We start from the raw sequence: 14,017 nt of genomic DNA on the forward strand, positions 1-14,017 counted from the left end.
CTATCTCTTTGTACTGGGGTATCCCACGAACAGATAATCTTTTCCACAAGGCAGGAACTCGTACTTGTCGAATTTCACAGACTTCGACAGGGTCGTCACGGACAGGTTTCCAACCGAACTTACGCCCTCGCCGATCACCATCGGCGCCAACACGACAATGTATTTGTCTACCAACCCTGCCTTTAGAAACGAGGTGGCCAGTTTTCCGCCCCCCTCGACCAGCAACGAGCGAAAACCGAATTGCCGGGCCTTAGTGACCAGATCGCCGAGGTCGAGCAGTCCATGTGTGTTCGTCGTGATCTCCCACAGTATTGGGCTGTGCCTTCTTCGTGTCGTGCCAAATCGCGACAATGATCGGCGGCTCGATGCCACGATGGTCTTCAAGTCTCCGTCCTTTTCCAGCAATTGGCAATGGCGAGGGAAACTCATGCTGCGCGTCACGACGATCCGGTACGGATTCGCGCCGGCCACATGACGAACGGTCAGGGCCGGATTGTCGGCGATAACCGTCCCCATACCGACCACGACGGCGTCGGCTTCGGCCCGCAGTCGGTGCGCGAACACCAGGGCATCATGTCCCGAGATCCATTTTGAGTCACCGGTCGCGGTGGCGATGCGCCCGTCGATGGATTGCGCCGTCTTGAGCACGACAAACGGGCGGTGTTTGGTATGGTAACAGAAGTACGCCTCGTTCAGCGTCCTCGCCTCATGGCCGAGTAATCCTTTTTCAACGATGACACCCGCCCGCCGCAATACCGTCGCCCCCTGGCCGTCGACGCGCGGGTCAGGGTCGTTGGTGGCGTAGACCACGCGAGATATCCCGGATTCGATGATAGCCTGTGTGCACGGTCCGGTGCGGCCGGTATGGCAGCAGGGCTCAAGACTGACCACAAGTGTGGATCCCCAGGCGAGATGTCCGGCACGTTTTAAGGCGACGATTTCGGCATGATCGGCGCCGGCACGCCGGTGGTACCCCTCGGCGATTATCCGCCCGCGCTTGACCACCACGGCCCCTACCATCGGATTCGGCGATGTGTTGCCTCGTCCGCGTGCGGCGAGCGTCAGGGCCCGCTCCATGAACTGAGTGAATTGTCGGTCCACCATAAAAATACCCCAAAGAGCTTCGGGGCAAACGGACAGACCGATAGTGAGACGAACTCCTATCTTGGTTTTCTACCATCCGGACTTTAACCGTCGGCGCCTGAATTGCACAGGCTCAACCAGCTTTTGGCCGGGTCGCGGGCTGTACCGCCGATCGAGGAATTGCACCTCGCCCCGAAAACCGCTTTGTGAGCGTTAATATATGGGGTGGCACAGAAAAGGCAATCAGATATTTTGTGACTCGAGTTCCCTGCTCCGCTCGTGGGTCAGCTCGTACACAAGGGCCTTTACGTCTTTCAGATGGAACGGCTTGGGGACTACAGCCTTAACTCCCTTGTGGGCTATCTCTTCCTCGTTTAATTGAGTGCCCCAGCCGGTAATCATCGCGATCGGCATCTTGGGGTGAGCCTGGTGAGCCGCCCCGGCTAGCTCCAGACCGGACATGCCGGGCATGCCAAGGTCGGTAATCAGAATATCGTATTTCTCCCCCTTGAGTTGTTTGAGGGCCGAATACCCGTCGGCGCACCCAACCGTGGTGTGCCCCTCAAGGTCCAGCATGTCGGCCAGGATACCGCGGATCTGCTCGTCATCATCCACCACCAGCACGCGGAGCGGTCTGGTAATGCGGGTTTTACTGGTACTGTCGGATACCGCATCGGCGGCGCCTGTTTTCTGCAGCGTGATCCGGAAAACGGATCCAACGCCGGCGTCGGAATCAACCGTCACTTTGCCGCCCCAGCGAGTGATAACGCCATGGACAATAGCCAATCCCAGCCCGGCGCCGCGGATACTCTTGGTCGTAAAGAACGGGTAGAATATCTTACTGCGGATACCGTCCGGTACCCCCGGTCCGGCATCGATGACCGACAAATGAAACACGCGATCATTCTCGGTCAGGGTGACGCGAACGGACGATTGGTCGGGCGCGAATTCGACGGCATTCTGAACCAGCTTATCAAGAACGGTCGTGAGATCCTCGCTCGAACCATCGACACGCGCCTCGGCCGTCTCGATGGAACAGGTCACTGTGACCCGTTTGCCAAGCGCGAGATCGCTCCAGACGTGGTCGTGACAGTCGAAGTACCCTCGCACACAAGAGACCAGGTCGATCGTGTCGAGCTTGCGTGCCTTCACCGACGTGCTGAACTGCTGCAGTCGGGAAATCGTGGTCGCGGCTTCGAGTGCCGTCGCCTCGATCTTTCCGAGGGAATCGACGGTGGCCTCGTCGGGACATTTCATTTTCAGCAGCTGCAACCGGCCCACAATGCTTCCGATCACGTTATTCAAATCGTGAGCGATCCCCGAGCTCATGTCGGCCAGGGTGGCCATGGTTTCCGCGTCAGCCAGACGTACCGAAGTCTCCTTAATACGTTCGTTGTGCTTGCGAAGCCCCCGTACCAACAGCGCGTTATTGATGATGGAACGGCAGAACATCCGGACCAGACTGATGAGTTCGATCTCCGCTTCGGCAAACGAGATCTCGTCATCGCGCACGAACGCGGCGCCATATTGATACTGCTCATCGCCGTACAGCTCGATCGCCATCACTTCGCGGCGGTACTTATTGAACCGGTGGCTGAGATCGTGCCAGCCTCGTGTCGTGACTTTGCGTTTTCGCAGACCTTCAAGGAGCGCTTTGCACTCGTCCTGAAGATCGTCGTACAGGTCTTTCGGCAACGGCGATCCGCCGATCGGGTCGGTGGTGGTGTACTGGCCGGTGACTATGTCGCGGGTGACGAGAAGGATTGATGCCCCCGGCAGCACTGTACGCACCGTTCGCAGCATGCGCACGACCAGCTCGGACACCTTGTATTCGTCGAGCGGCAGATCGAACAGACTGATCAACGCCGACAGCCGAAGGGAGAAGTTGTCGGACACATGGATCTCCTCGATCAGTGCCATCCAGCCCAGTAAGACTTCCGAAAGCGGCGTGATGATATAGCTGACGTTGGTCAGGTTGTTCTCCGGACGAGTCTTCCAGTAAGCCACGATGACGGCGCGAAGATTTCCGCCCACGTAGATCGGGTATTGAAAGCGGGTGACGAGCCCGTTGGCCACGGCGAAGCGGTCCGTCTCGTCGGCGGCGCCCGATCGATCGTTCAGATGGAAGATGCCGCGCCGTGATGCCTTCCGGGCACCGGTCGCGCCCTGATACGCCGATTCGAGCTCCCGCAGCTCAGCCACACCGCGGTCGTCCCATCCCTGAAAAGCAGCCGGCACCAGGTCTTCGCTGTCGGAGCGGCGGTAGAAAATGGCGGCAAAGTCGCACGAAAACAGCTTGAGAAGCAGCTTGGCGACCGTGTCGATCTGTCCCACAATCCTATTGATGCGCGTGCTTTGACGCACGTGGAAATACTGATGAATCAACTCCGATGAGCTTGCCATGCGTTACCTCATACGATTCCCCGGGCGGTCGTCATAGGTGTCGGTGTCGAAGAATGTCGTGGAGCACCACAGTCTATACACAGTTCATAGGTGTCATCGTCAACAACGTGCACGTAACATGTCGCCAGGCCGCTCACGTAGCCATCCTGGCCGTTGCTGTTCGGCGCGGGCTCGTATCCGTGCAGCACACCGGCGCCGAATTCTGTCAGACTGATATCGCCAATCAGGGCGCGATCAAACAAAATGGTCAACCGGCATTGATCATCTTCCGAACGCATCGACACCCCGACCGTCCCCGAGCAGACAGCGCTGCCGAGCACCGATGTCACCAGTGGCAGGAGGAAATCGTAGATGGCCGCGCTGCCTATCGCTATAGCTTCATCGGGTACCTCATCCGAGTGCACCGACACGCTGATGTTCTTTGTGTCTCTGATCTGACGGATGGTCCCTTCAAATAATAGCGGCAACAGTCGAATGAAAGCTGATGCATCGCCAATAGTCATGTTTGTCGGCTCGGCGCACGCGCAGATCTGCCCTATCCCTTCGACATGTTTCCATACGGCATCCATAGCGTCACGCATACGGGCCGTACGCAATTCGTGGTCACCGGTCGAAATATCCTTCCCGCTCTGACTCAACAGTTCAAGTTGTCCGTCCGCCACTGAAATAGCGCTGTTGAGCCCGTGGAGTGTTGCCAGAGAGAGCTTCTGTACAGTCTCCAGTCGTCGGAGCAGCGGTTCGATCTGCGGCCCGGTTGTTCGTGTCGAGGATGGGATCTCCCCACGGGTGACCGCGTTCAGCAGTTTGCCATGCAGGCGAATGTAGTCAGCAACACACTGCAGAAACGGCAGCATTGAGCTCAGGTAGTCACCCTGTACCGGGCTTCCGAAAACAACCATGCCGCTTTCCACGCCGGCATCTCCCAAGGGCAAGTACATCTCGGCACGGACGTTTCGGACGTAGAGCTCCTTGGCGGTCTTCTGATCCAGGTCCGACAGGCCGATCTCCTTAACGACGAACGGCCGACCCGCAGCCAACGTTTCGACCGCTTGCGACGGGATCGCAACGCCCTCAGCGACCCCTACGGAGGCGGGCCGACCAGGTTGGATGACGATCTCACGATAGCGCTCCCGTGTCGAATCGACACCAAGGTCTATAGCCACACGCGTCAGTGCGATCTGTTGGGACAACACGTCGAACAGCTCCTTCAGGTCTTCGTTGAACTGCCGTTCCGTAGCGGCGCTGGTACCCAAACGACCGAAATGACGGGTCATTTCGGCGCAGGTCGTGAACTGGCTGACATGCAGACGCGACAGCAGACGAAGTATTTCGCCGAGGCGACATACGGAGGCATCCAGCAGGTTACCCGGCCCGGCTATCACAAGAAGCTGCTTTTGCGGCTCGCAGACGACCCCAGGGTGCATGAAGAGGAAATCGGGCGGGGCAGTCAGGAACATGGGATGGTCGGGCAGGATTTCCGCCGGAATCAATCGGTTCGCCAGGCCAATATCATTCTCCCAGGGAGCGGCAACCTCGAAAGGGATCTCGCGGGCCAAGCGATGGCACCGCTCGAGACTGCCCACGGTAAGGCGTTGCACATAAACTCCCTGTGCTTCCACATACACACCGGCGTAACTATTGGTCCAGATATGCGACATCCAGGCCAGTGTCCTGCGGACGAAGCTGTCGACGCTGTTGTCGCGGTGAAAGAGACGGCTCACGAATTCTGACGCGATCTCTGTCCGGAACACCGCGTTGGCGTTATATTTGACGGCAAGACCGGCGCAGAGCTTCTGTAACTCCTGTGCCGGCACATCCTGTCCTGCGTTGACGGTCAGAATTGCGGCAACACGATGGTCTGTCAGAAGCGGGATAAGCTGGTACTGTTCACTTTCCACAGGATTGCCGACGGCTGTCGACACGTCGATCTCGGACTCGAACGGTTCCACTGAGCGGCGCATGGTGTTGAGGTGCAGACGGGGCACATAGAGCCAGGAATCCTCGAACTGTTCGCCCCGGCCATCCCCCACCCGTGCAAACAGCTGCGGCACACCATGGGTGGCGTACAAGCGGACACCGAGACTGGTCGCCTGGCAAGCCAGCGCGGCCCAATCGACACCCGTTTGCCGAGTCGACGTGTTCAGCGGTTCGATCATAGCGACGCGTCCTCGAAGAATAACGGTTCTTTGTAACGCTCACCCGGAACCACAAGGGCCGACCTGGACGCGACGTCAGCATCGCGCAGAATTGCACCCTCCCGTTCAACTGAGAGACGAATGGACAACCGCGAGCCGAGGGTAGCGAGTTTGGCGGCTTGTTGCCGAAACCGAAGACGCAACCGTCGCTCGTGATCCCGGCGGAGAAGCTCCGCGAAGATGTCGGCGGCCACGCGCAGCAGACCCAGATCAACATGGCTGACCGACCGCGTAGCAGCCGGTGCGAATGAAAGCACTGCCCCGGAGCCGTGACGAGCGATCACCGGCACCTGCGGCGATATCGATTGACCCAATGATTGAGACCTTCCGGCCGGCATCCGGAGGACGTCGCCGATACTATCGGGCAGGGTCGTGATCGATCTGTTTTCAATCAGCGGGTTTTCGCTCGGTCCCCAGGTGTATCGACGAATTCTGCCGGCCCGGCGGTTGACCATCGTCAGTGTCACCAGGTCGCAGTGAAGTTTGCGCCTCAGGGCAATAGCCAGCCGGGACAGTTTGGCAGTCAGGTCCCCTCGCGCTGAGAGCAACCCACGCAGTTCCGCGCGGAGTTTAGCGCATTCGTGAAAGTAACGGCATTTGCGAGCGTCGAGATCGTGGTGGATCGATCGGGCCAGTACATCTGCAGCGAGTCTCAGGTCCAGCGACGTTGATTCATCGACGGCAGATTCGCCCGCCCAGACTAACATGAAAGCTACGGGTTTCCGCTCGATGAGCAACGGTACCACCAGCGAAGGCTTCCCCAGACGCGGATTGAGGTTGTCGAAAGGTGACACCGTGTGTGCAACAGATCCCGATTGGACGCGTGCCCAGGCGGCGCGGTCGAACCGGACGGCCGTTTGTACGAAGCGAAAATCGGCCCACGGGCTGGCGGTCGTCAGGTGCAAGACGTTGCGGCGAGCTGACAGCCGATAGATGGCTCCATATGGAAGCTGAAAACCCTCTGCGATATACCCGAGCGCCCGTTCGAGCAGATGTTCGGGGCGCGTCTCAACACCGACAAGCTGCACGAGCTTCTTCAGTGTCTCAAGCCGTCGAATGGTGACGCGATCGCGTTCATTACGCGCTCTTCTGTGTTGTAACCAGATCGAAATGCCAGTGGACACACACACGGTCCCAAGGATCGTCCCAACCCACACCAGTACGCGATGAAATAACGGGTCGGACAAGAACGGCACTTCGTTCAGATAGCCATACTCAAAGTAGAGCTTCAGTAGTGAGGTAAGCGCCAGAATGCTGATGCCTGCGGCGACATACCGGAAAGCTTCTCTTTGTTCGCGCCAAATGTCAGCGCGAAGTCGGCTGAGCATGATGAGCGCGACCACAAAGAAAAGCGGCACGAGTAGTTCGGTTGGCAGCCTGAGCATAAGACGTTCCGCAACGCTAAGTCGTTATCGTTTTATTGATTATCGGCAATTGGTCGCCGCAGTTTAGGTGGGCGACGTAAGATGCGGTGAGTGAATCTCAACGCATGGACGACTGGCGAAAGTGGATTCGGTCCCCCACGGCCGGTTCAACCTGCCAGAACAACGTCACTGTGAAATCACTTGAATAGCGAACCGGCGGTGGCACGCTGGAAGTTCTTAAAGTGTACTTTAGATACTTGCTCTAACACATTGGTGCCGTGCATCTTAACAAACTCGCGGCCCGCCTTGTCGACGATACCGGAGGCTCCCCTGGGGAGTTCCATGCCAAATTGCTTCGACAGACGATCCATCTCCCGCAGAAAACGTGCTCTGGCCAGAATGGAGGCTGCGGCCACTTGAAGGATCGACTCTCCGCGAACAATCTGTGAAAGCGAAATCGAACAGCCAATCCGCGCCAGCGCCGATTCGACAAGCTCGGGCTTTCCGAATTTGTCCGAGATGGCACGGTCCGCGCGGGTAATCTTGAGAACTGCTGCTATCGCGTCGGCGTGTCCTTGTGCCAACAGCTTGTTGAGATTCTTGATCTCGCGATACGTCCGATTGTACCGCTCCGGCGAGATGACAATGACTGCATGCTGAAACTGTGCACGGAGTTCCTCATCCACACGGAGGAGTTTCTGGTTGCTGACCAGCTTGGAGTCACGAGCTCCCAGTGCTCGCAGTTGAGCGCTCGACTCATCGTCTGCGACCAGCGCTGCGATCACCAGGGGACCGAAGAAGTCTCCCTTGCCGGATTCATCGACACCAACTATGACCGGCAATGTGCCCCGCCGTCAGTTGGCTCGTTCCAGATATTCACCGGTGCGCGTGTCTACCTTCACCTTGTCCCCCTCCTTGACGAACGGCGGGACACGGACCTCGATGCCGGTCTGGAGCTTGGCCGGTTTGGTCACGTTTGTCACCGTGTCCCCGCGTACTACCGGCTCCGTTTCGGTGACTTCCAAAATGACGGAGGCCGGCAGGTCGACAGAGATCGCCTGATTGTCCAGAAACAGCACCTGGTATTCATGGTTCTCCAGCAAATACCATCTGGCATCCCCCAGACTTTCCACCGGGACCGAGAGTTGATCGAAGTTCTGGACATCCATAAACGTGAACTCGCCGCTGTTCTCATACAGGTACTGCATCCGTCGGTTCTCCAGATCGGGCGGTTTGAAGCTGTCGTTGGACGAGAACACCTTCTCGACAACCGCACCTGTCTTGATATGCTTGAGCTTGGTGCGAATATTGGCGCGACCGCGCCCCATCTTGAAATGCTGATACTCGACTACATAGTACGGCTGGTCATCCACCACGATCGGCAGTCCCCGCCGAAAATCGGACACAGTATACATCAGACCTCCTGCAAAAAAGCGGGGTCAATATAATCGAAATACGCCGATTGAAAAGGAGGATTTCTACGTCGTTCGGATCTGGGGGCGGATGTCCGGCACTGAAAGGCCGATGGGAACATGGATGGTGAAAACCGAACCTTGGCCCGCGGTTGACTGGACCGTAATTCGGCCCCCGTGAAGGTCTACCATCCGACACGCCAGCGGCAGTCCCAGACCGGTCCCGGAAGGGCGCGAGGAATAGAACGGCGTAAAGATCGACTCAAGATGCTCAGCGTCAATACCGTCAGCCTCGTCAATGACATGGATGACAAACTCGCTTCCACACATAGCGGCTCTGACCGTGACCGTACCGGAACGTGGTGCATAGGCTCTGGCGGCGTTGTCAATCAGATTGCAGACGGCCTGTTTGAACAACAGTGGGTCAAGCGCCATCTCCAATTCGGTCGTGCAATCAAGGTGGAACTGGAGCGCGCGATACTCCTCGCGCAGCCGAAAGGAGTCCACGATCTCGGCAAGGAATTGGTCGATCCTGACTAATCCAAAATTAGGCGTTATCGGTCGGGCAAATGTCAGAAACCGCTCGATCAGCAGCTCGGCTTGACGGGTTTCGTCGCTGATCGATTCGACGGCGCTGTCGATCTCTTCACCTTTCGCCGCCTTTCGCCGAGCCAGCGTGCTGTATCCGGCAATGGCGCCCAGCGAGTTTCGCAGCTGGTGAGCGATCCCACCAGCCATCTCACCAAGAGCTACCAGACGGCTCCGCTGCTCCAGTTCGGCGCGCAACTGTCTGAGTTCACTCAGGTCGTTGACAATCAATGATAACCCGACCAGTTCACCGTCTGAGTTTCTGACAAACGACGTTGTTATCCCCAACGTCTGCTTCCGTCCGCCGACGGCTGAGACGGTGTATTCGCGATATGAACTTCCCGCATGGGCATCCAGCATCTTGTGAACGTCGCCGGCCGGCATCGGATATCCGCCCAGCAATTCGGAAATAGCAATGCCGCGGCTGACCTCCGGCGTTACGCCAAGTATCCGGCCGGCGGCGCTGTTGACCTCCAGCACTCGTCCTGTCATATCCATGGTGACGATGCCGGTGTCGACCGACGCCAGCAGATACTGATTGAACTGCTCCAGCGATTCGGCGCGGTTTTGCAGCTCGCGATTAAGCCTGAGCAGTTCATTCTCTTTGTCGCGCAATTCCGAGATGACACGGCGGTATTCCGCTGCAACCTCATCACCAGTCTCGACCTCGGCGCCAGACCGTCCGGCGAGCTGCGCTTCCTTTCTTATCTTGCGGATGGGTGCAAAGATCTTGCGTGAAAGCGCCAGGTACATGACGATCACCACCACCAGCGACGCCACACTGATCATGAATATCAACCGCGATGCATCGTCCAAGAGTGCCAGTTCAGAGACGTTGGTCGACAGGATCAGAAGATTCTGACCCTTCCCGTTGGGAATAGGCGACACGAAGAAATACTCGTTCCCTTCGGCCCGCGTCAGCTTTTTGAAATCGGCGGCAAGAAGTCGCTCCGCCATCCTGGGGAGGCTTCCCACAGGCAGGTCGCGTGCGATCGAGACAAACCATCGGCGCCGGGTTTCTGGCGAGTTGTCGTCAGGCCCCGATGCCACCAGTGTGACTCCGCTCAGTCCGTATTGAGCGCGGAATTCCCGCCGCTGGACCTCCGATAGCTGCTGCTGGCTGTTTCCTTCAACTACGCGAGTTATGGCCAGTGAGGCTTTCTGCAGGTGCGAGGTAATATCCTCGATCTGCCATGTCCGCGCCCGAAAGATAGTGTAGTTCGAAACCACGTTCAAGGTCAGCAGGACGCAGATGATCAGCAGGAGGCCGAGATGCACCTCGGTCTCGTATTTATGCAGACGTTTTGCCATACTCCTTACTCAATCATCGGAAGGAGCCGCACAAAACTGCACGGAAGTATCAGGGGATGGCCAGGAGCGTATGGACGTAAAACCCGAGCAGACGATCACCGTAGAGCACCGCCAGCATGGCGGCCAGCGCCAGAAACGGGCCGAAGGGGATCACACGATGGCGGCGCAGTTTCTCGGAAACGCTCATGGCCCCCAGCGCAACCAACAACCCGATCACCGAGGAGACGAAGAACACGAGCAAAATCTTCTGCCATCCGAGGAAGGCTCCAAGCATGGCTGCCATCTTGATGTCACCGCCCCCCATCGATTCCTTCTTGAACAGCCAGTCTCCCAGCATGGCGATCAGGTAGAGCGCCCCGCCCCCCACGACCATCCCGATCGCGGCATTCAAAAAACCGATGCCGCCCGGCCACGCGGAAGATGACAGACCAACGACGATACCGGGGAGGCTGAGAACATCGGGAATGATCTTGAATTCAAGATCGATAAAGAATATGGCTATCAAGACGGATGACAAGAAGGCGTAAGCAGGCAATTGGGCACTGAAACCCAGTTGCCAGAGGAAATAGATATACGCAGCGGCATTGAGGGATTCGACAACCGGATACCGCCACGAGATCGGCATGTGGCAGAAAGCGCATTTGCCTCGAAGCACTGCGAAACTCACGAGCGGAATGTTATGGTACCATTTCAACGGTGTCGAGCAATGCGGACAGGCGGATCGCTCCAGTAAGAACTTGATCTTCCTGGGCAGACGGTAAATGACCACGTTGAGGAACGAGCCGATCGCCAGACCCAGTAAGCCAACCCAGATGTACGTGATCAGAGTCATTGTACTGCTATGTATCGGACAATTCGCATGTCAACTTAGCTCTCCAAGCATCTGGAGCACCAGCGCGACGCAGACCGGTCCTGCCGTTTCGGTGCGGAGTACCCTGCTTCCCAGGGTCACCGTGACGAATCCCGCCTCGACAGCCCAGCGGACCTCGTCGGCACTGAAACCGCTTTCGGGTCCGATCAGAATAGATACGCGGCGAACCTCGCCAGTCCGGGTTACGCGAGACAGCGGTGTCGCCGAGGGGTCAGGTACAAAGATCAGGTTGAGACTACCGCCGTCAGTTTCCCGAAGGTACTGCTTGAGTCTGGTGGGAGTGGAGATTACTGGGCGGTACGACCGTCGGCACTGTTTGATGGCTGCGAGGGCCACTTTTTCAAGCCGTGTAACTCGAGTATTCGCCTTGGAGGCAACATCCAGGCGGACTTTGGACTTGTCTGTGATGATGGGCACGAATCGGGACACCCCTAACTCCGTCCCTTTCTCAACAACCTCATCGAACTTGGACCCGGTCGATAACCCGGCCGCAAGCGTGACCTTGACCATCGGCTCGCCGAAATTCCGTATTTCGGAATGCACTCTCACGGACAGATGACGGCCACCGGACAGAATGATCTCCCCAACTCCGGCTCTCCCCAGTCCGTCTATCACCGTTACCAGAGCGCCTGCCCTGAGCCGCAACACCGTCTGGGCGTGGTGTGCCTCAGGGGCCGGCAATTCGATTGTCCCCCCGTCCCATCGCTCAGGCGGTGCGTAGAAAACCGGCGATTCCATCGCTCAACTCTTTCGTACCGTGTAGGTCAACCATTTGTTATCGGTTAGGATCGTGAATTCGGACTGGTGGAGATCTCGCAGCGCCGCCGCGACCTCTTCTTCATCTTGCTGCAGCAGTCCGGAGAGCACGAGAAATCCGGCCGGCCGGGTCAATTCGAACATGCGCGGCAGCATTGGAAGTATAGTGCTCTTGATGATATTCGCGCAGACGAAATCGTACGGATCATCCCGTTCGCATTTTTCGATCGAACCGAAGAGTATCTCGTGAGGTGTCGACACGGAATTGAGCGCAAAATTCTCGCGGGCGTTATGTACCGCCGTCAGGTCATAGTCGATCGCTTTGACGTAGCCGGCTCCCATTTTCGAAGCCAGAATTGACAGGATCCCGGAACCGGTCCCCAAGTCGAGAAATCTCATGCCCGGCGCAAAGTTCTCGCGCAGAACCACAAGGCAGCTTCGTGTCGTTTCGTGGCTTCCGGTCCCGAACGCCATTTTCGGTTCGATGATGATGTCATATTTCGCGTCGGCAACGACAGGCTGCCAGGTAGGTCGCACCACAACGTCACCTGCAATTCGAACCGCTTGAATGGATGCCTTGTAGTGTTCCACCCATTCGACATTCTTTACCAGCTTTTGACGAAACGGCGGAATGGCCGAGGCCGGGAGGATCTGCTCTAAATATCCGCGAAGCGCTGTCAGGTAGACTTCTTCTTTGTCCTGAGGGATATAAAAGAGGACTCCGACTTCGGGCGAATCCTCCTCTTCTTCGAGAACCATGCCGTTCGTGATGTTGTCTACGATGAAATTGCAGACGGCATCGGTCTGCTCTTTCGGCACCGCTACCCTCACTTCAAGGTAGTTCTCCGGTTCGCGCTCAGGCACGATCAGACTCCGAGCGTCTCGCGAAGGCGCTCCAGAAACGACTTGTCCGCGCGCGGTGGTTTGAACGACTCCGAACGTGACAATGTTTCCAGCAGGTTCTTGTCATTAGCGCTCAGCTTCGTCGGTACCCAGACCAGCACTTGTACCAGTTGGTCACCGCGACCGGTTCGGTTCAGATGCGGGATTCCTTTCCCTCGCATCTTCAGCAGCTTGCCGGACTGAGTGCCGGCCGGAATTGACACCATGTCATCCCCATTGAGGGTAGGAACTGCCACCTGTCCACCCAAGGCGGCCACCACAAACGAGATAGGGAGTTCGTAGACAATGTTATCACCGTGACGGGTGAACAGCGGATGTTCCTCCTCCTCGAAAACCGCCACCAGGTCGCCTGGTTCGCCGTTTCGCGGAGCGGCGTTTCCCATGTTCTCAATAGTCATGTAATTGCCGCTGGTAACGCCCGGGGGAATCTTGATCGTCACCCTCGAGGATCCGCTCATTCGTCCCTCACCACCACAGCTCCGACACGGGTCGGAGATCACTTCCCCTTTGCCGCGACACATGTTGCAGGTAGTGACCTGCTGCACGGTCCCCAGGAATGTCCGGCTGATCGTGCGGACTTGCCCGTTCCCTTTGCACTGCGGGCACGTCTTTCGCGATGAACCGGCGGCCACACCGGAGCCGGCGCAGGTGTCACACCGGATCATACGATTGACCTTCACGGTCTTCTCGATGCCATCGGCTATCTCATTCAGGGTGAGCTTGATGCGTATGCGAAGATCTTCACCACGTTCCGCGCGACGGCCGCGTCGTGAACCCTGCCCCATATCGAAAAAATCCTCGAAGATCGAACCACCACCGAAATCGCGCATGAAAGCACGCAGCGCGTCGCTCAGGTCGAACCCCTCGTATCCGCCGTAACCGCCGCCGAAACCTGCTCCCTGACCCACCCCGGCGTGGCCAAACTGATCGTACATTTGGCGTTTCTGGGGGTCTTTGAGAACCTCGTACGCCTCGGTGGCTTCTTTGAATTTCTCCTCGGCCTCTTTATTTCCCGGATTACGGTCCGGATGATATTCCATGGCCTTCTTCCGATATGCGCTCTTTATGGAAGCCTCATCGGATGCTCGTTCAACGCCCAATATGTCGTAGTAGTCTCGCTTGGCCATGGTG

General features: G+C 57.6%; 11 protein-coding genes and 1 riboswitch. All 11 genes read right to left on the reverse strand.

What is annotated here, in order from left to right:
* Window positions 1–1,104, reverse strand: coding sequence for a bifunctional diaminohydroxyphosphoribosylaminopyrimidine deaminase/5-amino-6-(5-phosphoribosylamino)uracil reductase RibD (gene ribD, locus AB1644_01830; protein ID MEW6049789.1), 1,104 nt, complete (start codon window positions 1,102–1,104; stop codon window positions 1–3).
* Between the two features lie 60 nt (window positions 1,105–1,164).
* A riboswitch (FMN riboswitch) is annotated at window positions 1,165–1,287 on the reverse strand.
* Between the two features lie 39 nt (window positions 1,288–1,326).
* A complete protein-coding gene (locus AB1644_01835; protein ID MEW6049790.1) occupies window positions 1,327–3,486 on the reverse strand; it encodes an ATP-binding protein in 2,160 nt (719 codons plus the stop codon).
* An 8-nt stretch (window positions 3,487–3,494) separates the two neighbouring features.
* Window positions 3,495–5,642, reverse strand: coding sequence for a hypothetical protein (locus AB1644_01840; protein ID MEW6049791.1), 2,148 nt, complete (start codon window positions 5,640–5,642; stop codon window positions 3,495–3,497).
* On the reverse strand, window positions 5,639–7,066 hold the full coding sequence (locus tag AB1644_01845) for a hypothetical protein (protein ID MEW6049792.1): 1,428 nt from the start codon (window positions 7,064–7,066) through the stop codon (window positions 5,639–5,641). Before AB1644_01845 ends, AB1644_01840 begins: the two co-directional genes overlap by 4 nt.
* Window positions 7,067–7,242: 176 nt before the next feature.
* Window positions 7,243–7,887 (reverse strand): ribonuclease HIII, encoded by a 645-nt coding sequence (gene rnhC, locus AB1644_01850; protein MEW6049793.1) that lies wholly within the window; start codon window positions 7,885–7,887, stop codon window positions 7,243–7,245.
* Window positions 7,888–7,899: 12 nt separating this feature from the next.
* On the reverse strand, window positions 7,900–8,460 hold the full coding sequence (gene efp, locus AB1644_01855) for an elongation factor P (GenBank protein ID MEW6049794.1): 561 nt from the start codon (window positions 8,458–8,460) through the stop codon (window positions 7,900–7,902).
* A 63-nt stretch (window positions 8,461–8,523) separates the two neighbouring features.
* On the reverse strand, window positions 8,524–10,356 hold the full coding sequence (locus AB1644_01860) for an ATP-binding protein (protein MEW6049795.1): 1,833 nt from the start codon (window positions 10,354–10,356) through the stop codon (window positions 8,524–8,526).
* A 49-nt stretch (window positions 10,357–10,405) separates the two neighbouring features.
* The gene (locus AB1644_01865) at window positions 10,406–11,188 is read right to left on the reverse strand and encodes a prepilin peptidase (GenBank protein ID MEW6049796.1); all 783 of its coding nucleotides are present in this window, start codon (window positions 11,186–11,188) and stop codon (window positions 10,406–10,408) included.
* Window positions 11,189–11,218: 30 nt separating this feature from the next.
* Window positions 11,219–11,965, reverse strand: coding sequence for an RsmE family RNA methyltransferase (locus AB1644_01870; GenBank protein MEW6049797.1), 747 nt, complete (start codon window positions 11,963–11,965; stop codon window positions 11,219–11,221).
* Between the two features lie 3 nt (window positions 11,966–11,968).
* Window positions 11,969–12,847: a 50S ribosomal protein L11 methyltransferase gene (locus AB1644_01875; protein MEW6049798.1), complete on the reverse strand. Its 879-nt coding sequence runs from the start codon at window positions 12,845–12,847 to the stop codon at window positions 11,969–11,971.
* A gap of 2 nt (window positions 12,848–12,849) precedes the next feature.
* The gene (gene dnaJ / locus AB1644_01880; GenBank protein ID MEW6049799.1) at window positions 12,850–14,013 is read right to left on the reverse strand and encodes a molecular chaperone DnaJ; all 1,164 of its coding nucleotides are present in this window, start codon (window positions 14,011–14,013) and stop codon (window positions 12,850–12,852) included.
* Window positions 14,014–14,017: the final 4 nt, after the last annotated feature.

This window comes from Candidatus Zixiibacteriota bacterium (assembly GCA_040753875.1).
Taxonomy (GTDB): Bacteria; Zixibacteria; MSB-5A5; order GN15; family FEB-12; genus DATKJY01.